Source organism: Pseudoalteromonas sp. SG43-7 (assembly GCF_014164295.1).
Taxonomy (GTDB): Bacteria; Pseudomonadota; Gammaproteobacteria; order Enterobacterales; family Alteromonadaceae; genus Pseudoalteromonas; species Pseudoalteromonas rhizosphaerae.
This window is the reverse complement of sequence record NZ_JACJEY010000007.1, coordinates 113,953-138,039: the sequence shown is the minus strand read 5'-3', so window position 1 is coordinate 138,039 and position 24,087 is coordinate 113,953. Positions and strand designations below refer to the sequence as shown.

21 protein-coding genes are annotated in these 24,087 nt (G+C 41.2%); 9 read left to right on the top strand and 12 right to left on the bottom strand.

The genetic code is table 11. The features are described from left to right. Window positions 1-29 precede the first annotated feature (29 nt). The 8 genes from hisIE to hisG are packed head-to-tail and all read right to left on the bottom strand — an operon-like array spanning window position 30 to window position 7,094. Window positions 30-644, bottom strand: coding sequence for a bifunctional phosphoribosyl-AMP cyclohydrolase/phosphoribosyl-ATP diphosphatase HisIE (gene hisIE, locus H5200_RS04935; protein WP_182761067.1), 615 nt, complete (start codon window positions 642-644; stop codon window positions 30-32). Continuing rightward, window positions 635-1,414 carry an imidazole glycerol phosphate synthase subunit HisF gene (gene hisF / locus H5200_RS04930; protein ID WP_149980201.1) on the bottom strand — a complete coding sequence of 260 codons (780 nt, stop codon included), beginning with the start codon at window positions 1,412-1,414 and terminating at the stop codon, window positions 635-637. Before hisF ends, hisIE begins: the two co-directional genes overlap by 10 nt. After that, window positions 1,396-2,130: a 1-(5-phosphoribosyl)-5-[(5-phosphoribosylamino)methylideneamino] imidazole-4-carboxamide isomerase gene (locus H5200_RS04925; protein ID WP_182761066.1), complete on the bottom strand. Its 735-nt coding sequence runs from the start codon at window positions 2,128-2,130 to the stop codon at window positions 1,396-1,398. The genes hisF and H5200_RS04925 overlap by 19 nt, the downstream gene beginning before the upstream one ends. Before the next feature lie 38 nt (window positions 2,131-2,168). After that, on the bottom strand, window positions 2,169-2,759 hold the full coding sequence (gene hisH / locus H5200_RS04920; protein ID WP_182761065.1) for an imidazole glycerol phosphate synthase subunit HisH: 591 nt from the start codon (window positions 2,757-2,759) through the stop codon (window positions 2,169-2,171). Then, window positions 2,756-3,817 (bottom strand): bifunctional histidinol-phosphatase/imidazoleglycerol-phosphate dehydratase HisB, encoded by a 1,062-nt coding sequence (hisB, locus tag H5200_RS04915; RefSeq protein WP_182761064.1) that lies wholly within the window; start codon window positions 3,815-3,817, stop codon window positions 2,756-2,758. Before hisB ends, hisH begins: the two co-directional genes overlap by 4 nt. Then, complete coding sequence (hisC, locus tag H5200_RS04910) at window positions 3,814-4,899, bottom strand: histidinol-phosphate transaminase (protein WP_182761063.1); 1,086 nt, start codon at window positions 4,897-4,899, stop codon at window positions 3,814-3,816. Before hisC ends, hisB begins: the two co-directional genes overlap by 4 nt. Then, window positions 4,889-6,190 (bottom strand): histidinol dehydrogenase, encoded by a 1,302-nt coding sequence (gene hisD / locus H5200_RS04905; protein WP_149980206.1) that lies wholly within the window; start codon window positions 6,188-6,190, stop codon window positions 4,889-4,891. The genes hisC and hisD overlap by 11 nt, the downstream gene beginning before the upstream one ends. A 4-nt stretch (window positions 6,191-6,194) precedes the next feature. Further along, a complete protein-coding gene (hisG, locus tag H5200_RS04900; protein ID WP_145235723.1) occupies window positions 6,195-7,094 on the bottom strand; it encodes an ATP phosphoribosyltransferase in 900 nt (299 codons plus the stop codon). A 361-nt stretch (window positions 7,095-7,455) separates the two neighbouring features. On the opposite strand from hisG, the gene H5200_RS04895 reads away from it, so the two are divergent. After that, window positions 7,456-7,689, top strand: a complete 234-nt coding sequence (locus tag H5200_RS04895) for a hypothetical protein (protein ID WP_182718775.1) — start codon at window positions 7,456-7,458, stop codon at window positions 7,687-7,689. Window positions 7,690-7,776: 87 nt separating this feature from the next. Here H5200_RS04895 and H5200_RS04890 read toward each other — a convergent pair whose 3' ends face one another. Then, window positions 7,777-9,057: a sodium:proton antiporter gene (locus H5200_RS04890; protein ID WP_182718776.1), complete on the bottom strand. Its 1,281-nt coding sequence runs from the start codon at window positions 9,055-9,057 to the stop codon at window positions 7,777-7,779. Between the two features lie 585 nt (window positions 9,058-9,642). On the opposite strand from H5200_RS04890, the gene H5200_RS04885 reads away from it, so the two are divergent. The 5 genes from H5200_RS04885 to H5200_RS04865 all read left to right on the top strand — a co-directional run bounded on the left by H5200_RS04885 (window position 9,643) and on the right by H5200_RS04865 (window position 16,932). Next, entirely contained in the window at window positions 9,643-11,829 is a 2,187-nt protein-coding gene (locus tag H5200_RS04885; RefSeq protein WP_182761062.1) for a pre-peptidase C-terminal domain-containing protein, read from the top strand. A 90-nt stretch (window positions 11,830-11,919) separates the two neighbouring features. Further along, on the top strand, window positions 11,920-13,785 hold the full coding sequence (locus tag H5200_RS04880) for a M28 family metallopeptidase (RefSeq protein ID WP_182761061.1): 1,866 nt from the start codon (window positions 11,920-11,922) through the stop codon (window positions 13,783-13,785). Window positions 13,786-13,976: 191 nt separating this feature from the next. Further along, complete coding sequence (locus tag H5200_RS04875) at window positions 13,977-15,803, top strand: ATP-dependent DNA helicase (RefSeq protein ID WP_220491309.1); 1,827 nt, start codon at window positions 13,977-13,979, stop codon at window positions 15,801-15,803. A 13-nt stretch (window positions 15,804-15,816) separates the two neighbouring features. After that, the gene (gene tsaB, locus H5200_RS04870; RefSeq protein WP_182718779.1) at window positions 15,817-16,527 is read left to right on the top strand and encodes a tRNA (adenosine(37)-N6)-threonylcarbamoyltransferase complex dimerization subunit type 1 TsaB; all 711 of its coding nucleotides are present in this window, start codon (window positions 15,817-15,819) and stop codon (window positions 16,525-16,527) included. A 75-nt stretch (window positions 16,528-16,602) separates the two neighbouring features. After that, complete coding sequence (locus tag H5200_RS04865) at window positions 16,603-16,932, top strand: hypothetical protein (RefSeq protein WP_149980212.1); 330 nt, start codon at window positions 16,603-16,605, stop codon at window positions 16,930-16,932. Window positions 16,933-17,099: 167 nt separating this feature from the next. Here the strand turns inward: H5200_RS04865 and H5200_RS04860 are convergent, their stop codons facing one another. Continuing rightward, window positions 17,100-18,389, bottom strand: a complete 1,290-nt coding sequence (locus tag H5200_RS04860; RefSeq protein WP_182761060.1) for an alkaline phosphatase — start codon at window positions 18,387-18,389, stop codon at window positions 17,100-17,102. 100 nt (window positions 18,390-18,489) lie between these two features. Between H5200_RS04860 and H5200_RS04855 the strand changes: the two genes are divergently transcribed. The 3 genes from H5200_RS04855 (at window position 18,490) to rnd (ending at window position 22,294) form a co-directional block, all read left to right on the top strand. Continuing rightward, window positions 18,490-19,341 carry an alpha/beta fold hydrolase gene (locus H5200_RS04855; protein WP_182761074.1) on the top strand — a complete coding sequence of 284 codons (852 nt, stop codon included), beginning with the start codon at window positions 18,490-18,492 and terminating at the stop codon, window positions 19,339-19,341. Window positions 19,342-19,461: 120 nt separating this feature from the next. After that, window positions 19,462-21,114, top strand: a complete 1,653-nt coding sequence (gene fadD / locus H5200_RS04850; RefSeq protein ID WP_145235691.1) for a long-chain-fatty-acid--CoA ligase FadD — start codon at window positions 19,462-19,464, stop codon at window positions 21,112-21,114. A 49-nt stretch (window positions 21,115-21,163) separates the two neighbouring features. Beyond that, complete coding sequence (rnd, locus tag H5200_RS04845; RefSeq protein ID WP_145235687.1) at window positions 21,164-22,294, top strand: ribonuclease D; 1,131 nt, start codon at window positions 21,164-21,166, stop codon at window positions 22,292-22,294. Window positions 22,295-22,378: 84 nt separating this feature from the next. Here the strand turns inward: rnd and H5200_RS04840 are convergent, their stop codons facing one another. After that, complete coding sequence (locus H5200_RS04840) at window positions 22,379-23,251, bottom strand: sugar phosphate isomerase/epimerase (protein ID WP_182761059.1); 873 nt, start codon at window positions 23,249-23,251, stop codon at window positions 22,379-22,381. A 73-nt stretch (window positions 23,252-23,324) separates the two neighbouring features. Beyond that, window positions 23,325-24,086, bottom strand: a complete 762-nt coding sequence (locus H5200_RS04835; protein ID WP_182761058.1) for a gluconate 2-dehydrogenase subunit 3 family protein — start codon at window positions 24,084-24,086, stop codon at window positions 23,325-23,327. Between the last annotated feature and the right edge of the window lies 1 nt (window position 24,087).

The following is a 24,087-nucleotide window of genomic DNA, read 5'->3' as shown; positions in this document are numbered from 1 at the left end:
CAGCGCTTAATAAACAAGAGCAGATAAACTTACTTATGTCTTCCTTGCAAACATGCAACGACGTCTTGTAGCTCTAGACCTTGGCGCTGTAGCAACACGATTAGGTGATATATCAAATCAGCGGATTCATTGGTTAGCTCTTCGTTATCATGTTTCATTGCAGCTAAAGCGACCTCAACGCCTTCTTCTCCCACTTTTTGACAACTGCGGCTTAAATCTTTAGCAAACAAAGAGGCGGTGTAGCTTTTTTCAGGGTCGTCGTTTTTACGCGATACAATTACTTGCTCAAGCTGCGCTAAGAAGCTTAGGCTTGGTTTTGCAGCATCACCAAAACAACTTTGTGTGCCTAAGTGACACGTTGGCCCAAGTGGGTTAGCCAGCACTAAAATAGAGTCATAGTCGCAATCAGTATGGACAGACACTACTTCTAAGTAATTCTCAGAGGTTTCGCCTTTGGTCCATAAACGGTTTTTTGAACGCGAGTAAAACGTCACTTTTTGCTTTTCAAAGGTGACTTGCAGCGATTCTTGATTCATAAAGCCTTGCATTAAAATAACCCCAGTACGGGCATCTTGCACGATGGCAGGGATCAATTCGCTTTTAGCAAAATCAACTTGGGTAAGGTTTTGTTTGGTTAGTTGCATAGTCGCGCCGCCACTTGGTTATCTATTAAATATTGTTTTAATTCGCCGATGTTGATCACATTTTTGTGAAATACGCTAGCTGCCAGTGCGCCATCAACGTGGCTTTGTTTAAATACATCGACAAAATCTTGCATGGTGCCAGCACCGCCTGAGGCGATAAGTGGAATATCACACAAAGCACGTATTTTAGACAGCTGCTGGTTATCGTAGCCATTGCGTACGCCATCTTGGTTCATGCAGTTGAGTACGATTTCGCCTGCGCCTAAGTCTTGCACGCGTTTTACCCATTCTTGCGTTTTATAACGGGTGCGGCTTGACGCATTAGGATCGCCAGTAAGCTGATACACTAAATATTCGCCAGTTACTTCATCGTAAAAGCTATCAATGCCGACAACGACACATTGTTTACCAAACTCATCATGTAGTTCTTTGATAAGCTCAGGGCGGGCAATAGCAGGGCTGTTTATACTGATTTTATCAGCGCCGCGTTCTAATACGCGTGCTGCATCAGCCACTGATTTAATACCACCTGCAACACAAAATGGAATATCAATATGACGTGCTATGCTCTCTACCCAGTTTACATCGAGAAGGCGTTTTTCAACACTGGCGCTAATTTCATAAAATACCAGTTCGTCAGCACCAGCTTCGCTATACGCTTTAGCCATTGTTAATATGTCGCCAACCACTTCGTGGCCTTTAAATTTAACGCCTTTGACTACTTGGCCGTCTTTAACGTCTAAACACGGGATTATGCGTTTTGATAACATGCCAACGCCTCCTCTACATTAAATGCGCCATCAAGCAGTGACTTACCTAATATAACACCGCCTACGCCAAGCTCTTTGAGCTTTTTAATGTCATCAAGCGAGCTTACACCCCCAGAGGCTTGTACTTTAATATTGCTGTTGTGTTTTATTAAGTCTTCATATAATGCAAATGAAGGACCAGTCATGGTGCCGTCTTTACTGATGTCCGTGCATAGAAAATCAATTACACCCAGTGCTACATAAAAATCGACTAATTCAAATAAGCCGAATTCTGATTCACTTAACCAACCGTGGGTGGCAGGTGCCCAGCCATTGTCGGTTTTATTAACGTCGAGGGCGATAACAAAGTGCTTGGCACCGAATTTTTCAATCCAGCTTTTTACTTCATCACGTTTTTCAACCGCCATAGAGCCAATTACTACTTGGTTAGCACCGGCTTTAAGCCAGTCGCTTACGTCTTGTTCAGTACGAATACCGCCACCAACTTGATACGGTACGTTAAGTACTTTGGTGGCTGCTTGAATGTGTTGCCATTGTTTTTTATTAGGATCGCGTGCGCCTTCTAAATCAACAAGGTGTAATTTACCTGCGCCGCTTTGTGCGTACTCTTGTAAGCGCGCACCAAGCTCAAACGGGTAAAACTGTGCGGTATCGTATTTACCTTGATATAAGCGCACAATTTGATTTTGTAATATATCTAATGCTGGAATAATCACTTGAATTCTCTTTATTAATTTGTGTTGATACGCTTTATTTATAGCTGCCAGTCTAAAAAGTTCTGCAATAACTGAGTGCCGATTTTAGCGCTACGTTCAGGGTGAAATTGCATACCCGCGTAGTTATCGTTGGCAACAATCGCTGAGAAGGTTTGCCCGTATTCGCCACTAACCAATGTTGCATCATTCACGGTATGAGCAAAACTATGCACAAAATATACTTGCTTGTTTGCATCAAGGCCTTTGGTTAAAGCATGTTCACGATTAACGGTGAGGTTATTCCAACCCATGTGCGGAGACGTTAAACTACCCACATCAAGTGCTTTAACGTGCCCAGGTATTTTGCCAAGGCATTGCACATTACCTTCTTCAGTGCTTTCGCACAGTAACTGCATGCCTAAACAAATCCCCATCAGAGGGCGTTGGTATTCATTGATTGCCTGTTGCCAACCGCCTTCTACCAAGCGCTTCATAGCAACAGATGCATGGCCAACACCTGGTAAAATAGCGCGTTCAAAGTTTTTAAGTTGCTCTGGCGAGGTGATAACTTCTGGCGTTTGCCCTAAGCGCTCAAAAGCAAAGCGTACAGAGTTTATGTTGGCACAACCGGTGTTAATTATGGCAATCATAAACACCCCTTAGAGCTGGCTGTTTGTTGGCTGGCATCAGCGGCAATGGCCATACGTAAAGCGCGAGAAAACGCTTTAAATAAACCTTCAACTTGGTGATGGCAGTTACCGTCGCTAACCGACAATATTAAGCTGATCGCTGCATTGTCGCTTAAGCTTTTGAAAAAGTGTTCAACCATTTGTACGTCTAAATCACCGGCTTTTTCACGGCTAAAGTTAGCGTTTAATACAAACGAAGCACGACCTGACAAGTCAATTTGTGCCTCTGCTTTGCATTCATCCATCGGTAGCGCAAAACCATAGCGAGCAATTTGTGATTTAGTACCAATGGCTTGTTTAAGCGCTAAACCAAGGGCAATGCCGATATCTTCAACAAGGTGGTGCTCGTCAATGTGCAAGTCGCCGCTGGCTTGAATATCAAGGCCAATATTGGCATGGGTGCGAATTTGATCAAGCATGTGATCAAAAAAGCCAAGGCCGGTGCTGATCTCGCCATTTTTACTTTGATCTAAATTGAGTTTTACATCAATTTGCGTTTCTTTAGTGTTGCGAGTCACGCGGCCTTGTCGATCAGCGGTGGTAAGTTTAGTGACAATTGCATTCCAATCACCGTCATACAAAATACCTTCACAACACAAGTTTTGTGCAAGGCCAATATCTGTTTGGCGATCGCCAATCACAAATGAGCGTGCTAAATCGACTTTACCTGAGCGCATTAACTCGGTAAGCAACCCTGTTTTTGGCTTACGACAATCACAATTTTGCTCATTAAAGTGTGGGCAAATTAATACGTCGTCAAATTTAATGCCTTGGCTTGATAAAATAGCCATCATCTTATCTTGGGCAATATCAAAATCAGCCGTTGGAAAGCTGTCAGTGCCTAAGCCATCTTGGTTTGACACCATCACTAAACGATAGCCTGCGCTTTGTAATTGCAAAAGAGCAGGGATCACGTTTGGTAAAAACGCTAACTTTTCAAGACTGTCTACTTGCTTGTCGGTGATTGGCTCTTCAATAATAGTGCCATCACGGTCGATAAATAAATACGGGTTGCTCATGATACTTCCTGCTCTTTAAAAGTGGCTGATTGGCTTAGGCCATCTAACCATATTTTTACTTGTTCTAGTTCTTGCTCACTGCCGATTGAAATACGTAGCCAATCGTTTTCGCCGTATAAAGTAAAAGCACGCATAACTAAGCCTTGCTCAAGTGCGATATTAAAGCTGTTTTTATCGGCGAGCTTTAGGGTGACAAAATTTCCTTCGCCACTGAGCACTTGTAATACGGCAGGGGAGGCTTCGAGCCACTGCTTTAGCTTTGCCCTTAGTGCATTTAAAATACTTACTTGGCGACGCATTGAAGTAATGGCATCTGGGCTAAGTGCATTTGCAGCAATGCTTGCCACTACCGTTGATACTGGATACGGTGCAATCACTTTACGGATTGGCGCTAGTACTGACGATTGGGCAAGAGTAAAGCCTGTACGCAGGCCTGCTAACGCAAATGCTTTAGAGAGCGTTCTAAGTACTACTATGTTGGCAAATTCGTTGATGAGTTTGCTTGCACTTTGCTCTGGGCAAAATTCAATATAAGCTTCATCCACAACGACCAGTGCTTTATCGGCAAGTGCTGTTGCAATAGCCTTTATTTTTTCAAGCGGTGTTAAGCTGCCTGTTGGGTTATTTGGATTACAAATAAACACTAATTTGCTATTACCAACAGCGTTGATTATTTCATCAACAGTACCATCGAGTAATAATGCTTGGCTTAAGCCATTTATTGCTACGTTGTGGGTGTCGGCGGTGACTTTGTACATGCCGTACGTAGGTAAAAATAAAGCAACCGAATCTTGCTCTGGTTGGCAATAGGTGCGTACCAGTAGCTCAATACCTTCATCCGCACCACGGGTCATAAGTACTTGTTCAGCAGTGAGTCCTGCGTAATCAGCATAGCGGTTAATAACATTGATAGGCTGCGGATCAGGGTAGCGATTTAAATCATTAATGCTGATATCGATACTTTTAACATACGGGCTTTCATTTGCATTAAGCCACGTTGTGCCGGTTAGTTTCTCACTTTTTGCCGAGCTATATGCTGCTAATGCATCAATATTGGCCGGTAATAAAGGATTATTGCTCATTGTTCATCGCCTCTAAACGCACCTTAACGGCATTTGCGTGGGCATCAAGTCCTTCTGCATCAGCCAATGGTAAAATTGCTTTTGATAAGTTTTTTAAACCATTTTGAGTAATGGTTTGTACGGTATAAGTGCGAAAAAAATCAAGTAAGTTTAAGCTTGAATAAGTGGCACTGTAGCCATAGGTTGGTAATACGTGATTAGTACCAGAGGCATAATCACCAGCAGATTCTGGCGTGTAGTCACCCACAAATACAGATCCTGCATTTTTAACTTTGTTTAAATACGGGTTGGCATCAGCCAGTTGCAGTATTAAGTGTTCAGGGCCGTATTGTGCTGATACAGCAAATGCTTGCTCGATTGAATCAACCAAAATAAGCGATGAATTAGCCAATGCTTTTGCGGCAATATCTTGACGCGATAGTTTAGCTAATTGGCGTTCAATGGCTTGCTCGGTGCGGGCAATCATACGTTCACTGTTACACAGTAAAATTACTTGCGAATCAGCGCCGTGCTCAGCTTGAGATAATAAATCAGCGGCAATAAATTCAGGGTTTGCGCGCTCATCGGCAATCACTAACACCTCAGATGGGCCCGCAGGCATATCGATCGCCATGCCTGGTATGGTCTGAGCTACTAGTTGTTTAGCCATAGTCACAAAGCTGTTACCCGGGCCAAAAATTTTATTCACCTTGGGCACTGAGTCTGTACCATAAGCCATTGCGGCGATTGCACCTGCGCCGCCACTTTCTACGATTGTTTTGATACCGCATAGTTTAGCCGCATATAAAATTGCTGGGTTTATCGGTAAATCACCTTGCACCGGTGTTGCTAACACTACGGTTGTCGCACCACTTAGCTGCGCCAGTACACCTTGCATGATCACTGATGAAGGCAATGGCGCACTGCCACCTGGCACATATATTCCAACGGCTTCAATGGCTTGGTATTTTAGTTCACATAACACACCGGGCTGAGTCGACAATTTAATATCTTTGGGTAGCTGTGCTTGGTGAAAACGTTTTACATTAGCGTAGGCTGTGTCTATCGCGTATTTAAGCTCAGCGCTTAACTGCTGCTCAGCGGCATTGATCTCACTTTGCGGCACTAATAAGCGCGGATTTTCGCGGTTATCATATTGCTTAGCCATGTCGAGTAAGGCTGTGTCGCCTTGCTCTTTTACGTTTGCCATAATTGCTTGGCAAATAGCTTCTACTTCCACACTTGCACTAACAGCAGGGCGCATTAGCGCCGCTGCTTGTGCATCTTTGGAAACCTCATTCCAGCGCAACATTGACTTACTCCATCATTTTTTCAATTGGCATAACGAGGATAGAGTTGGCGCCTAGCGCTTTTAATTGCTCCATTGTTTCCCAAAATAATGTTTCACTGCTCACCATGTGCAGGGCTACGTACTCATCAGAGCCAGCAAGCGCTAATACCGTTGGTTGGCCAGAGCCTGGTAAAATATCGCAAATTTCATCCAGTTTATCTTTTGGCGCGTGCAGCATGATGTATTTGCTTTCTTTGGCTTGTCTCACGCCGCGTAAGCGTGGCATAAGTTTGTTGATAAGCGCTAGTTTGTCAGCATCTTGTAAGTCTTTATTTTGGATAAGGCAGGCGTTTGATTCTAAAATAGTATCGCCTTGCATAAGGCCGTTGGCTTCAAGTGTGGCACCGGTAGATACTAAATCACAAATTGCATCGGCAAGTCCTGCACGTGGTGCGACTTCTACAGAGCCAGTCAGCATTACTGTGCTGGCGTTTATGCCTTCACGCTTTAAGTATTGAGTTAAGATTTCAGGGTAGGTTGTAGCAATGCGTTTGCCTTCAAACCAGCTTTTATCTTGCTTGCCAAGTTCTGACGGCCATGCAAGTGCAAGGCGACAGTAGCCAAAATCAAGTTTAGACAGTTTAGTAACTTCACTTGGTACGCCTTGGCGCTGGCGCTCAGCTTGTACTTCAACGAGTACGTTTTCGCCTACTATGCCTAAATCACACACGCCGTCCATTACCAGACCGGGTATATCGTCATCGCGCACCCGTAGTACGTCAATCGGCATATTGGTCGAGTGGGCAATCAAACGTTGCTCACGCAAGTTAAGTTTAACACCTAGCTGTTTTAGTAAGTCTTGGCAATCTTTAGAAAGGCGGCCACCTTTTTGGATGGCGATACGTAGACGGTTGCTATTACTCATTATTCATTTTTCCTTTAATTTAAAAACTAAAAACCCCGAGGGAACCTCAGGGCGAAAAATGAATCATTGTATGTTGACTCGCCAGAGGTTCCTTTTAGGAATAACCTCTCAGCGAAAGACCTGACAGGTTATTCCGGTGAATGGTGGTGATGATGTACTGTTGTCAGGTTTAAGCGCATTATAATATATCCTAAATAACTTTCGTTTTATCATTGCTTCATGTAAACAAAAGTGTTTAATCTGTTTAAGTAAATTTCACATATAGAAAAACACATTTGTGGGGAAGCTGGCAAGTTTTTTTTGCATAAATTAAAGAATAAGCTATAACGGCCGATGATAAGAGTAACCAAAGGAGGAACGTATGGATATTATGATCCCTTATTTAGGGCAGATCACTCGTTTGCAACTTGAGTCGAAAGGCGCTTTTCATATTGCGGGGCTAAAAGATTCGAACGCGCAGCGAATTGAACGTGAAAAGCGGCAAAAACGTCAGTTGGAGCGCAAAGAACTACTGTCTAAAGAAAAGCTTGAAACAGCTAAGAAAGAGCGCAATACAGACGAGGAAGACGAAACCCATTTAGACACATGGGCGTAATATTTCTAGGATCTTATGCATAGAAAATGCATAACTAATTCTAGCACCGTAAGCATTAGCTTGCGGCGCCAGAAGTAAGTTTAAATGTTAGTTTTGTTGTTTGGCACTAATGCTACTGTGAATTAACGGCGAAATAGTGAGCCCTTGCACAATAATCGAAAATATCACCACAACGTAGGTAACAATAACAAGCAGGTTGTGTAAATCAGAGCCGCCCACAAATACCTGATCACGAGGAATTGCCGCAGCCATTGCTAAAGCAAGGCCACCGCGCAGGCCGCCCCAGGTTAAAATTTTAACTGAGTGTTTGTCGTATTTTCTAAATTTCTTAAATACCACAAATGGTGCGCCAACACTGATAAAGCGAGCAAGTAATACTGCAGGCACCATTAGTAGTCCTAAACCAATTTCAGCTAGGCTGATGGGCATAGTGACAATTAGCATCCCGATAATCAAAAATAACAATGCATTCAAAAAGCTGTCGGTGGCGTGCCAAAAGTCTTTTACGTAGCGAGTGTCTTCAGGCCCGGTGCGCTCTGTCGCTTTAGTACGGGTTATATTACCTAACAATATACCGCTAGTTACCATCGCCAGTGCGCCAGATATTTCCCATATATTGGCAGCGGCGAATCCTGCTGTCGGTATAGTTAAGGTTAGTAACAAGCGAATATTTACATCACGACTGTTGATGATCAGATAATGACCCACTAACGCAATCACTAAACCAAATGCAATCCCTCCCAGTGCGTCGACAAAGAATAGCTCTGCAATGCCTGCTGCACTGGCTTCAGTGTCGAGAAAAGCCACGGCAAAAATAGTGGTAAAAATAACTAAACCAATACCGTCATTAAATAATGATTCACCTTCAACTTGCACAGAAATGCCTTCAGGGGCACGCATTTGTTTAATAATTGCAAGCACTGCAATTGGATCGGTTGGACTTATTAATGCACCAAACAATAAACAATAGATAAAAGGCACCGCAAAGCCTAACGCGGCAAATAAGTAAAAGCTTAAAAAGCCAATGATAAAGGTGGAGGCTAAGGTCGAAAATAACACCAGTACGGTAATTTCAAAACGTTGTTTTTTGAGTGCCGCAAGGTTAATTTCCAGTGCGCCTGCAAACAGTAAAAAGCCGAGCATGCCTTTGAGTAATAATTGATTAAAATCGATACTTGAGACTATTTGTGTAATCTCCAGTGCGGTTGAATCGCCCAATAATTTTACCGCGAGTATTAATAACAATGAAATCACTACTGAGCCAGTTGTTATGGCAATAGTGGTTTGCATTTTGAGGATATACTGGTTAGCAAATGCGATAAAAATCGCTAATGCAGATAAAAAACAAATGAGGTACCAAGCATTCATTGTTTGACCTTAAATAATATATTGGAATGAGCAAAAAGGAATGTACTTTCGCGCAGGTATGTTACTCCTGAGACTTTCAAATGTCACCGCGATAATACTGTTAATTACACTTTTAATAGGCGTTTATGCTACTGACGCAATGACAGCGAAATTAATTGATGGTTTTGTTTGAAGTTTTATGGGTATGAACAGCTTCTAAACGTCAACAGCTTCTTTTTCTAGTCGTCAACATTTGCAGTTTGCTATCTATATCGGTAGTCCTATTGCCAATTAATTATAGAGCCGAGTAGCAATGACATTTAATGTATTACCAATAATAAAAACAAATGATATGTAACCACATGTTAATTTAATGTAATTATTTATTTACAGTTTTCCGGGGTTTTGTTAGTGATTAATTAACAATGTTGGTTTAAGTTGTTGTTTTAAAATGTTTCTGTTTTGGTTTTTTGTTATTTAATGTTAATTTTTTGTTTCATTTTCAATTTCACTGAAAGCAGTATAGGCTGAACTTGAATCGGGAACGGGTAGTGCCGGTTTAATACAAAAATATTAAATAAATAACAACTTAAATGGAGCGTAAACGTGAATTTATCTAAAATCACATTAGCAACACTTGCTGCTCTTGCGGTAACGCAAGCATCAAGTGCAGTAGCTGCAAATAAACAATATCTAAATGAACAAGCAGCCCTAACTACAGCTTTGCAAAATAGTGCGTCATCGGTACTTATGGCAAGCCCAATGCAGTTAGTTGGTTTAGATGCAGGTAATGAGTTAGTCGTATTAAAAGAAGTAAAAAGTAACAATGGTGATACGACACGCCGTTATCAACAACAGTATCAAGGATTACCAGTCATTGGTGATACTGTGAGTTTAACGTTTGATAATAACGGCCAATTAAAACGCGCTCATGGTGCTGCTGTATATGATATTAGTAGTGATATAAGCTCAGTGATGCCAAAACTCAGTAAAAAAATGGCTATTACACAGGGGTTAAAAAACTCCCCCGCAGCGGCTAAATCAGTAAGCCTTAAAAAACACAATGAACAATCGCGTTTAGCGATTTGGCTTGATGCGCAACATGTCGCACATTTAGTGTATGAAGTATCGTATGTTACTTATGGTGCTAATCCTTCTCGACCTTATCAGATCATTGATGCGAATTCTGGTGAGGTTTTGCATAGCTTTGATAACCTTCAACATGCCAATGCGACAGGCCCTGGTGGAAATTTAAAAACAGGAAAGTACATTTACGGGACTGATTTTAGTAGTTTAGATGTGTCGCAGTCAGGCAACACTTGCACCATGAATAACGCAAATGTTAAAACCATTAATTTAAATGGTGGCACCAGTGGCTCTTCAGCGTATTCCTTTACTTGCCCCGAAAACACCTTTAAGGAAATAAATGGCGCTTATTCGCCATTAAATGACGCGCACTACTTTGGTAATGTTATTTTTAATATGTATAACGACTGGATTGGTTCTCCTCCGCTGTCTTTTCAATTGCAAATGCGTGTTCATTACGGCAGTAATTATGAAAATGCTTTTTGGGACGGATCAGCAATGACTTTTGGTGATGGTCAAAATACCTTTTATCCATTAGTTAGTTTAGATGTTTCTGCTCATGAAGTTAGCCATGGTTTTACTGAGCAAAATTCAGGGCTGGTATACAGTGGGAAATCGGGCGGCTTGAATGAAGCGTTTTCTGATATGGCTGGTGAAGCTGCCGAGTTTTATATGCTAGGCACTAATGATTGGTTAGTTGGCCAAGAAATTTTCAAAGGCAATGGTGCATTGCGTTACATGAATAACCCGACCCAAGATGGTAGTTCAATTGATAACCAATCGAGTTATTATTCTGGGATGGATGTACATTACAGCTCAGGTGTATTTAATAAAGCATTCTATAACTTAGCAACTAAAGCTGGTTGGGATACTAGAAAAGCTTTTGAGGTTATGGCGCGTGCAAACCAATTATATTGGACCGCTAGTACTAATTGGGACTTGGCTGGTAATGGTGTAATGGATGCGGCATGTGATTTAGATTACAGCCCAGTTGATGTACAAAGCGCACTTGCGGCAGTGGGTGTAACGTCAAATTTAAGCCCTGGTAGTAGTTGTGGAGGAGTAGAGCCACCAATTGACGAGCCACTTAGCAATGGCGTGCCACGCACTGGGATCAGTGGTACAGAAAAACAGCAACTGTTCTTTACCTTAGAAGTACCAGCTAATGCCACTAATTTGCAGTTTAACACGGTAGGTGGCAGTGGTGATGCGGACTTGTATGTAAAATTTGCGCAAAGACCAACACTAAATAGTTTTGACTGTAACAGCACGACTTCAACCAGCACTGAACGCTGTGCTATCAGCAATGTTCAAGCAGGTACTTACTATGTAATGGTTGAAGCCTGGAACCAAATATCGGGCGTTTCACTCACGGGGAGTTTTGATGGCGGTGATACGGGTACTACACCGATAAACCGTACTGAAACCAATGTAAGTGTTAGCTCAGGTGGTTGGACTCGTTTTAGTCAAGAACTAAGCGCAGGTTATTCAACATTGAATGTTGCTATAGCGGGTGGTTCTGGTGATGCAGACTTGTATGTTAATTTTGGCTCGCCATCATCAACATCGTCTTATCAATGTCGACCATATAAAAATGGTAACAACGAAAGTTGCGAAATTACTGCTCCACAAGCGGGCACTTGGTATATTGATTTACAAGGCTACAGAGCGGCAAGTGGCGTAACGTTAACAATAACGGCTAACTAATCCCTCACCTAAGGGAGCATTCGCTCCCTTTTTTACCCTTATATTTTCAGAGTCTGAATTTGGGTAAACACAGAAAAAAAGGAAACTGTTATGAATATCTTTGCACCAAGCGTCCTGCTTGGCACTGTGTCATTATTGGTAAGTCAGCTGGTAATAGCACAAGAGCCTGACAGTATTTGGGTAAGTATTGACCCTGTAGCAGCTAAACATTACAAATTAAACCAAACAGCTCATAAACACAGTACAGAGCTCCTCGCTCCACAAGCATCCAGCTTATCTTCTGTTAATTTTATGCGTATTAAACAGGCTGAAGTGGCTAATTTAAGTGAATTTATGCACGACAATTACCATCGTTGCGGTGGCTTTGTAGCACATGAATCATTGCTTGAGGCGCAGCTTTATACTGAGCAATTAGCTAAAGTACAGAATCAGTCAATCAACAGTTTGGCTATTAACTACACAATAGATAATGCGCAAACGGTACAGACACTGATCAATAACATTAGCCCTAATGATCTAACCAATACCGTTAATTCGTTGAGTGCTTTTAATAATCGCTATTACTCAGTACAAAGTGGAGTTGATGCATCTCAATGGTTAAAAGATTATTGGCAACAGTTAGCGAGCAACCGCGCTGATATTAGTGTTGATTACTTTAGCCATAGTTGGTCGCAATCATCTGTAATTGTGACTATTCAAGGCAGCGAAAAAGCGGATGAAATAGTAATTGTTGGCGGTCATTTAGATTCAATTAATCAATCAAATCCTAGTAATGGCAGAGCGCCCGGTGCGGATGATAATGCCTCCGGTATTGCGGTCTTGTCGGAAGTGCTTCGGGCAATCGTAGATAATAACTATCAACCACAAAGAACAATCCAAATTATGGGTTTTGCAGCTGAAGAAGTAGGGCTGCGAGGTTCAAAAGCGATTGCAACGGCGTATAAATCACAGGGCAAAAATGTGGTAGGTATGGTGCAATTTGATATGACCGGTAATCATGGCAGTAGCGATGATATTGTGATGATGACAGATTATACTAACAGCGGCCAAAATCAGTTTTTGGGACAATTGATCGATACTTATTTACCCACCCTAAGTTATGGTTTTGATCAGTGTGGTTATGGCTGTTCAGATCATGCTTCGTGGTATCAGCAGGGCTTTGCCGCCTCAATGCCATTTGAGTCGCGCATGGCTGATATTAACCCGCTAATCCATACTGCAAACGACAGTAATTTTGATGCTGATCATGCGAGTAAATTTGCCAAGCTTGCGGTGAGCTACTTAGCTGAAATGGCTAAAAATGCCGGCTATGAAGTACCACCCACTGACAATGAACTGGAAAATGGTGTCACAGTGTCTGGAATTAATGCGCTTGCTAAAGAACAAGTTTTTTATACCTTAGCAGTCCCTGCAGGAAGTAGTAATTTAAACTTTACTACAGCAGGTGGCAGTGGCGATGCTGATCTATACGTTAAGTTTGGCGCACTGCCTACTTTACAAGACTTTGACTGTAACAGTACTAATTCAAACAGTAATGAAGCATGCGCTATTAGTAATATACAATCAGGTACATATCATGTCATGGTTGAAGCATGGAGCGCTATTACCGGTGTTTCCTTAACGGGTAGTTATGATGGTGACAATAATGTACCGACACCGGTTAATCGTACCGAGACGAATGTCAGTGTGGCAACAGGAGGTTGGACTCGCTTTAGTCAAAATATCAGTGCGGGTTACGCGTCGTTAAATATTTCTATTTTAGGTGGTAGCGGGGATGCTGATCTGTATGTGAATTTTGGTTCGCCGTCATCAACGTCAACATATCAATGTCGACCTTATAAAAATGGTAATAATGAAAGCTGTACTATTAGCAATCCCCAAGCTGGTGCTTGGTATATTGATTTACAAGGTTACACTGCGGCAAGTGGTATTACTTTAACGATCAACGCACAATAATAACAATAGCAAAGGAGCATTGCTCCTTTGCTATTTGCTTTGCGTATTCACTTGCCCTTGGGGCTATGCTTACGTAAAATCCCGCTATTATTTTTAGCAAAGCGATCGTTATTATCAAACAGCTTTTTAGTGCAGCAGGCCCGTTAGCGCAATCTCTAGATGGTTATACGCCTCGCCAACCGCAGATCGATATGGCGGTTGCGGTGAGTGATGCATTGAAAAACCGCTCGCAATTAGTGGTTGAAGCGGGCACTGGTACAGGTAAAACCTACGCTTATTTAGCCCCCGCGCTAAAGTCTAAAGGTAAAACAATAATTTCAACCGGCACGAAAGCGCTGCAAGAACAATTATATCACCGTGATTTACCTCAATTAGTCAAAGCGCTTAGTGCGAGTAAAAAAACCGCGCTGCTAAAAGGGCGCAGTAACTATCTATGTACTTATCGGCTTAATCAGCATGTTGCCCATGTACCGACCGATGATTCTGATGTGATGCATCAATTGGCCATGGTGGCTAAATTTGCCAGTGAAACGCACACCGGTGATCTGGCTGATTGTATTGGTATCGAAGAAGATGCCAAAGTATTACCTTATGTAAGCTCCACTGCGGATAACTGCTTAGGTAAAGAGTGTCCTGATTTTCAAGATTGCTATATTCGCAAAGCCCGCTTAAAAGCGATGGATGCCGATATAGTAGTGGTTAACCATCATTTGTTTTTTGCAGACATGGCGGTAAAAGATACCGGCTTTGCTGAACTCATTCCCACAGCTGATGCCTATATATTTGATGAAGCACACCAATTAAGTGAAATTGCCAGTGATTACTTTGGTGAGAGTATCAGCACTAAAAAGCTGGTGGACTTAATTAATGATTTACGAGCAATTTATCGCTCTGACATTCCGGATATGTTGCAACTTGGTAAAACCTTAAATAAGCTTGAAACCAGTGTTGCAGACTTGCGCTTACAATTTGGCTTAGATGGTAGCCGAGGTGATTGGCGACAAATGCTGGCAAGTAAAGAAATTTGCGCCGCGTTACATAGGGTGATCAGCGATTTAGACTTTTTGTATCAAGTACTCAAACATTGTTTAGACCGTAGCGATAAAATAGAACACCCATTTGAGCGTACCTTAGCTTTTAAAGGGCAATTAGAGCGGGTGTTTGATATAAGCCAAACAGGTAACAGTTATTGGTATGAAACAACACGCCGCTATTTAACCGTACATATAACTCCGCTTAACGTATCAGTTAAATTTGCGCAAATGATGGCAGACACGGGGGCTGGCTTTGTATTCACCTCAGCGACTCTATCTGTCGATAATGCACTTGATCATTTTAACGCAAGCCTAGGCCTTAAGCCTGCCAAAAGTATGATGGTTGATAGTCCGTTTGATTATTATCAGCAAGCCTTATTATGTTTACCGCGTTATTTGCCTGAAACACATGCAGCGAATATGCCTCATGCGATTGTTAAGCTTACCCTCGATTTAATTAAAGCAGCAAAAGGGCGCTGCTTTGTATTGTTTACCAGCTATCGGATGATGCATTTAGTCGCCGAAGGGCTAAGTACGCAGATTGATTATCCTATTTATATGCAAGGGCAAATGTCTAAACGTATTATTTTAGAAAAATTTACCCGCCATGGTAATGCCGTATTATTAGGTACTGCGTCGTTTTGGGAAGGAGTTGATGTCAGAGGTAGCACACTCAGTTGTGTTATTATTGATAAGTTACCCTTTGCAGCACCCGATGATCCACTGCTCCAAGCTAAAATGCAAGATGCGCAATTACAAGGACATGATCCTTTTGCTTATATTCAATTGCCACAAGCGGTGATTGCACTAAAACAAGGCGTTGGACGACTGATCCGCGATAGTAAGGATAAAGGGGTGTTGGTGATTTGCGATAACCGTTTAGTGACACGCCAATACGGCCAAGTCTTTTTAAAAAGCTTGCCGCCGATGCGCCGCACACGAAGCCTTCAAGTGGCCAGTGAATTTTTAGAACACATTAACTAGAGAAATAATTACCATGAATAACGCAATCAGTACTAGTGATATTAATCTATTAGCATTTGACGCTTCTACCGAAGCATTATCTTTAGTGCTCAATTATAATGGTCAGTTATTTCACCATTTTGAAGTATGCCCGCAACAGCATAGTCAAAAAATCTTACCGTTGGTTGATCAGTTGTTAGCTAAGGCAAATTGCCGTTTAACTGATTTAGATGTTATTGGTTTTGGCCAAGGCCCAGGTAGTTTCACTGGCGTGCGTATAAGTGTCGCCATTGCGCAAGGCTTAGCTTATGCATGTAAACTGCCACTAGTTGGTGTGTCAACGCTGCAAATGATGGCGCAGCAAGCTTATCAACAAACCGGTGAAAAAAGTGTATTTAGTGCTATTGATGCGCGTATGGGAGAAATATATTTTGCCCATTATAGACTCAGTGATAATGGTGTGATGACCTTACAAGGTGACGAACAAGTATTAAAACCCGCATTATTATCTCTTGCAGACGAACCAGGGATTGCAGTGGGCACTGGCTGGCAAACATACCCTGAGGCACTGGCAGATAACCCACAAATAGCTATCAATAACGACATCATATTACCTGATGCCGGTTTTATGTTGGCTACAATTAGCGATGATTTCAGTGCGCAACGTACGGTCAGTGCTGCGCAAGCTCAACCTAAATATGTACGTGATACAGTAACCTGGAAAAAATTACCTGGACGCGAATAAACTGATTAATAAAGCAACTTGCAAGGTTATTAAATTTGGCACATAATTTAATAACCTAAGTAACGAGACGCAACTTTGAATCTACCTATTGGCTCAGGGTTTTACTCGGGAGACATACCCGGTAAAATTACCTCAAGACAGATCAACACTAATAAACCTCAGGGTTTATTGGAGCAATCTGCTGCTGATAATAAACAGTCTGCGGAGTTTGTTAAATCAAGCCAAGCAGGTATTGCGCTGGCTGATAAGTTACAAAGTGATACTGCCCAACCTAGTTACCGACAAACGATTTATGACCAACCGACAGCCAAAGTAAGTCGTGCTATTTCAACCTACACCGAGTTTGCTAATTTAGAACGCCGAGCTGAAGTACAAAACTTAATTGGTGTGGACATCTACGCTTAACAATTAGACAGTAATTTAACTCTGTGTTGATGTGCCTGTATTTGGCAAAAGTTTACCTCCAGCTGTGATTAAAAAAGCCCAGATACATTATGACTGGGCTTTTTATAATAACCTTTAATGTTGCAGTTAGCCTCTACCCTCAGGAAAAGCAACATGCTAATTAAACGTTACTGCTGTTCAATAAAGCCGATCAGTTTATCGGCAATATCAGTATTGTTTTGTGAGCCGATAAATTTATCAGCACCTTTACCATAGGCAAATACTTGTACATCAATAGCAGTGTGACCGCCGGTAGTCCAACCGGTGAAGCTGGCTCTACTGATAATATCTTTGATGGCAAGATTAAGTGGTTTATCGCCTAGTTTTTTTGCTTGTTCAAGCTTGATCTGGTTTTCGGGAGTGTATTCTATATTCGTGTTAGCAGTCCAAATGGCTTTTAAATCATTAGACTCAGACATTAATTTAGTTAATTTAACGGCTGTGGCTTTCACGCCTTTTACTACCTCGGTTTCCCATTTATATTGACCATGCGCACCTAATGTTAAACCACCTGTTGAGTGATCTGCGGTGATCACCAATAAGGTATCCGGGTTTTTATCAACGTACGCTTTTGCTTGCTCGATTGATTTAGCAAAATCATCCATTTCCGCCATTGCACAGGCAATATCATTGGCATGGCCACACCAATCAATTTGGCTGCCTTCGATCATCACGAAAAAGCCATTTTTGTCATTTTCATCAAGTAACTCAAGCGCTTTATTGGTCATTTGTGCTAAGCGTGTTGGGTTATTATCTAACGCAAAGTCAAGCCCAACTGGAGCAAATAATCCCAGCGCAGGAATCTGCTTAATATCTTTTAACGCACTAAAGTCATCACTGTATTGATAGCCCGCTTGCTTAAATTCTGCAACTAAATTACGGTCTTCACGGATGTAATATTTAGTACCGCCACCGAGCATTAAATCAACGGGAAGTTTTCCGGCAATTTTATTATCAATGTAATCATTGGCAATTTCATCGTAGTTACGACGAGACTCATTATGTGCAGCGAAGCTTGCAGGCGTGGCATGATTGATTTGTGAGGTTGCAACTAATGCGGTGATCATGCCTTTTTGTTTGGCAATTTCGAGCATGGTTTTTACCGGTTTTTTATCGGTATCAACTGCAATTGCACCATTATAGCTTTTATGGCCGGAGCTCAAAGCTGTTGCGCCAGCAGCACTGTCAGTTACATAGGTATGGTCGTCAGGGTAAGTATGTGCCATACCTTTAAGAATTGTATCAAACACCGTACCTTCAATTTCTTTGGTCGACGGATCATCTTTAAAGTAGCGATATGCTGTAGTATAAGCGGGGCCCATGCCATCACCAATCATATAAATTATGTTTTTTGGTGCTTGCTCTGCGTATGCACTTGCCGAGCATAATAATGCCAAGAGGCTTATTTGTTTCTTCATCTTTGTACCCTGTTTATTATGTAGTGCCATTGTATACGCAATGTAGTATAAATAAATGTCTTTTACGTTAAACAAACTAAAAACAAAGGGGAATTACGCAGTGCATCCATTTTCAGTTCAAAGTGGCGCATTAACACTTCATGGCCTAACATTTGGGCAAGGAAAAGAGGTTGTCATTGCATTACATGGTTGGCTTGATAATTGTCATAGTTTTTTACCCATGTTAGAACATAACACCTTAACTGCAACTTGGTATTGTGTGGACTTTCCAGGACATGGTTTATCAGATTGGCGTGGTAGTGATGCACACTATTATTTCATTGATTACATTGATGATATTTATAATTTGATCGAAAAACTGGGAGTTAATAAAGTACATTTAGTTGGTCATTCTATGGGCGCAATGGCCGCAGGGCTTTTTGCTAGCTGCTTTCCTGATAAAGTAAATACAGTTACTATGATTGAAGGACTGGGAGTTGTCACAACACCCAGTGAAAAAGTGGTTGAGCAGCTTAGAAATGCAATTTTGAATCGACGTCGTGTAAATAAAAAAGCACCCCGACAGTACGAGTCAAAACAAATAATACACCAAGCACGGGCGACACAAAGTGACTTACCTTTGGATTTAATAGCACTTTTGATGGACAGAAATATACGAGAAACTGAACATGGATGGCTGCTAAGAACTGATCCAAAGCTTAAAAATCATTCAGGTTTTAGGTTTGATGAGCAACAATGCATAGCGGTAATAAGCGAAATAAATGTGCCGTGCCAATTAATTGTAGGCAGTAAAGGGTATCAATTTATTAGTGATAATTTAAATAAATATTCTAATTATTACAAAAGCTTAACAGTAAATGAAGTTGAAGGTGGCCACCACTGCCATATGCAAAGCCCTGAGCAATGTTTACAGCAGGTTCATGCATTTATGCTGCAAACTGGTGCATGTTAATTGTATATTTGCACAAAATGTGGGAATATTTGCGAATTAGAGTGATTGCTCAATTGTGAAATTGCCTTACTTAGTTTAAGGTTTAATAAAAATAAATTATAAATAGAACAGGAGCTAAGAGTGGACAAAATTTGGCTGAAGCGCTACCCAGAGGGGATGCCTGAAACAATCGATCCTGAGCACTACAACTCGTTGTTAGAAGTGTTTGAAAAAAGCTTCACTGACTACAAAGACTTGCCTGCTTTTACCAATATGGGTAAAACATTGAGCTATGATGAAATAGACCAAGCAACAAAACGTGTTGCCGTGTATATTCAAAAAGAGCTGGGATTGAAAAAAGGCGATAAAGTGGCTGTAATGATGCCAAATTTATTACAAACACCTGTTTCAATACTCGGTATTTTACGTGCCGGTTGTGTCGTAGTTAACGTTAATCCGCTTTACACTGTACGTGAGCTTGAACATCAATTAAATGATTCAGAAACATCAGCGATTTTTATACTGGCTAACTTTGCAGACACGCTTGAAAAAGCATTGCCGCACACTAAAGTAAAACACATCGTAGTTACCCAAGTGGGTGATATGGTGGGTGGCTTTAAAAAGCACTTGGTTAACTTTGTTGTTAAGCATATTAAAAAAATGGTGCCAAGCTATTCATTGCCTAACCCCATTAAGTTTGAAGCCTTACTTGCAGCGAACGAAAAAGATTACATTAAACCTGAAGTGTGTTTATCTGATATTGCTTTTTTACAATATACCGGTGGCACAACGGGTGTCTCTAAAGGTGCGATGCTGACCCATGGCAATATGGTAGGTAACTTAGAGCAGGTTTCTGGTTGCTTAGATCAAGTGTTAGAACGTGGCAAAGAAGTTGTTGTCACTGCTTTACCGCTTTATCATATCTTTGCACTAACAGCGAACTGCTTAACGTTTATGAAGTATGGCGGATTAAATTTATTGATCACCAATCCGCGTGATATGAAAGGCTTTGTGAAAGAATTAGGCCAACATAAATTCACCGCGATCACGGGCGTAAATACATTATTTAATGGTTTGTTGAATACACCGGGTTTTGCCGAGCTTGATTTTTCAAGTTTGAAAATGTCCCTTGGTGGTGGTATGGCTGTACAGCGACCTGTTGCTGAAAAATGGCAAAAGATCACCAGTAGCAAATTAATGGAAGGGTATGGTTTAACTGAGTGTTCGCCATTAGTTACTGTCAGTCCTTATGATCTAGATTCATACAATGGTTCGATTGGTTTACCTGCACCTAATACTGAGATCAAGTTGATGTTAGATAATGGTGAAGAAGCAGCCAAAGGTGAGCCGGGCGAATTATGGGTTAAAGGCCCACAAGTGATGGTTGGTTATTATAATCGTCCTGATGCAACGGCTGAGTGTTTGCAAGATGGTTGGTTTGCCACAGGGGATATAGCCACTTATGACGATGAAGGATTCTTTTATATTGTTGACCGTAAAAAAGATATGATCATCGTATCTGGCTTTAATGTGTTCCCAAATGAGATCGAAGAAGTGATTGCAATGCATGAAGGTGTTTTAGAAGCAGCAGCAATTGGTATCCCTCATGATGTTAGCGGCGAACAAGTTAAAGTTTTTATTGTTAAAAAAGACCCATCTTTGACTGAAAAAGATATAATAAAACACTGTCGTGATAATTTAACTAATTACAAGGTCCCTAAACTGGTTGAGTTTAGGGATGAATTGCCAAAAACAAACGTTGGCAAAATACTCAGACGAGCCTTGAAAGATTAGCAAGCTAAAAAAGCCGACATATGTCGGCTTTTTTATTGTAGGAGATTAAGTGCAATATCAATTGATCCAAACCCAAAATCAATTAAATGAGTTTGTAGAGCAGATCCGTAACAAACCCATCTTAGCAATTGATACAGAATTTATGCGTCGTCGTACTTTGTATCCTGAAGTTGCCCTTATTCAAGTTTATGACGGCGAACATTTAGCATTAATCGATCCGCTAGCCGAGCTATCATTGTTTGATTTTTGGCAGATTCTACGTGATCCTGCGGTGTTAAAAGTCTTGCATTCACCGTCGGAAGATATTGAAGTATTTCAAAAATACGCCGGCTTCGTACCAGCTCCCTTATTTGATAGCCAATTTGCCTTGCAGTTATTAGGCAATGGCAACTGCATGGGCTTTGCTCATATGGTAAAAAATTTACTCGATATTGAAATCGACAAAAGCGAATCACGGACCAATTGGTTACAGCGTCCGCTAACAATTAAACAACTCGATTACGCTGCAGCTGATGTATTTCATTTATTACCGTGCTTTAAAATTATTATTGAACAAATCAACGACGCTGGTTTCTTTGATATTGTGATCAATGAAAGTGAGTTGATTGCACAAAAACGGGCTTATCAAACACCGGATGAACATCTGTATCGAGACATTAAAAATGCTTGGCAATTAAAACCTGCGGATCTTGCTGTATTAAGAGAGCTTGCGGCTTGGCGTCGTAACAAAGCGATACGCAAAAATTTAGCGCTTAACTTTGTATTAAAAGAGCATTGCTTGGTTGAATTGGCAAAACGCAAACCAACGAGTTTAACTGCAATGCGTAATGTCCCAGAAGTCGATAGCATCGAAGTTAACCGCTCGGGCGTTGAAATCTTAAAGTGTATTGAAAAAGCTAAAGTGATCCCTGTTGCAGATTTTCCTGAGCCACTAAGACGACTTATTGACTTTCCAAGTTATAAAAAAGTAGCCAAAGAAATTAAACAAAAAATCACTGCAGTTGCTAAAAAACAGGGCATTCCAGAAGATGTATTTGCATCTAAAAAGCAAATCAACCAGTTGATCAGTTGGAATTGGAAGTTAACCAGCGCTGAGCGTGAACAGACTCCAAAGCCCGATTTACTTAACTCATGGCGTTATGAATACTTAAAAGACACACTGAAAGAGTGGGATGTATAATTATTAAGAGTTCATAGGGACTAAGATAGTTAATGTACTATTGTTAGTCCCTACTGTTTGTGTCAGAGGAGGGAGAAAGTTACTTTATTCGCCCATTTTAGCGAGGATCTTATCTAAATTAACTTTAGATTTAGCCACGCTTTGCATTGGTGTTAACCCATTCGGGTATTCTTCCTGCTCTACGACTAGCCACTGAGTGGCGCCATCAACAATCAATGTTTCTATTATTTTTTGCCATGGATAATCATTTTCACCTAATATAGGACTTAAGCCATCGTTAGGATGGGTGCGAACTTTTAAGTGGGTTGCCAGGGTTCGTCCTGGGTATTTTTTAATGAAATATTCAGGATCTTTTCCTGCATAATGTACCCAACCTATATCAAGCTGCAGTGGCAGGGTATTTGGCGTATTACTGGCAATAGCGTCCCAGTATGTCGCGTTTTGGAATTGATTAAACTCCTTATTATGGTTGTGAAAACCGATGTGCATAGCATAGCGCTGAGCGATTTCATTAACCTGAGTGAGTTGTTCGGTCAGAGAGGTGATTCCTTGTGGCTGCCAAGCTCTTTCATCCCAAGGTACAAATAAAATCGAGACACCAAGGGTTTTATAAAACAATAATGTGTCTGTTAAGGTGTCATCCGTTAAGGAGTCAAAGCCGATATGTGCGCTACTGACGACTAAATTTAGCTTAGCGAGTTTGTCCTGCAGTGCACTTGGATTGTTTTTATAAGGCCCAAAGTCACCTGCAAATTCCACACCTTGAAAGCCCATATCAGCAATAGATGAAAGGGTGCCATCAAAATCCGCTTTTAAGGCATCTTTAACAGACCAAAGCTGAACACTAACAGGGAGTAGTTGTTTGCTTGTTTTTGCATAGATAGACAGCGAGTTTAAAACACAAAAAATAAACAGAATTGAAATAACATAATTAAATAATGATTTGATTTTGAACATAAAAAACACCTAGGAGGAAAAGCAGGGAATTGCTCCCTGCTTAGGGCTGGGCTAGCTAAAAAATAGCTTAGTGTTAACTGGCAACTGAATCTTGATAAGCATACTCGGTCAAACCCAGTTCAGCTAAAACGCTATCTAAATGGGCTTTTGCTTCGTCAGTAGGTCCTGGGTAATCGCCTGCAATAGGCACATTACCTAAATAACCAATATCTTTACAACCTTGCGGTGTACAAAAGTAGGCACCAAGTACAAGATTTTTAAAGCGTAAAAAAGCATTACCAATGCGTTGAAACTGCGCAGGGGTTTCATCATCAAAATAAGCAATATCATTTAAGATGGCTGTTTGTTGCTCTTTTTTCAATGCGACAAATGGTGCTTTATAACGCAGCACTGCCTCATCATCGATCCATGCTAAGCCGTGTAAAATAGTAACGCGGTCTTTTTGTTGACCGTTATAAGGTGAGCTTACCCACTCATCAATCACACTCGGTACATTTACCTCAGTTGCACTTGGGTTGTTACCTTCGCTAGGCACGATATAATCGGCTAACACCGCAACTAAATTTAATTGTGCTTGAGTTAATGTCAATGGCCAAGGTGATTGTGGTGGCATAACCATATTTGGATCAGTGCCATAACCTTTAGCTGTTATAGGCTGTAAATCTAAGTCAGGCCAATGTCCTTTATCACTAATTTTCTCTTCTAACGCTTTACTACACCCTGCTGAAAGTGATATGGCGGAACCTGCGGCTAATAAACCAAGCCACTTTAACGATTCACGACGTGTCATGCCGGAAATATATTTGTATGAGTCAACACGATCTTCATTATGCATG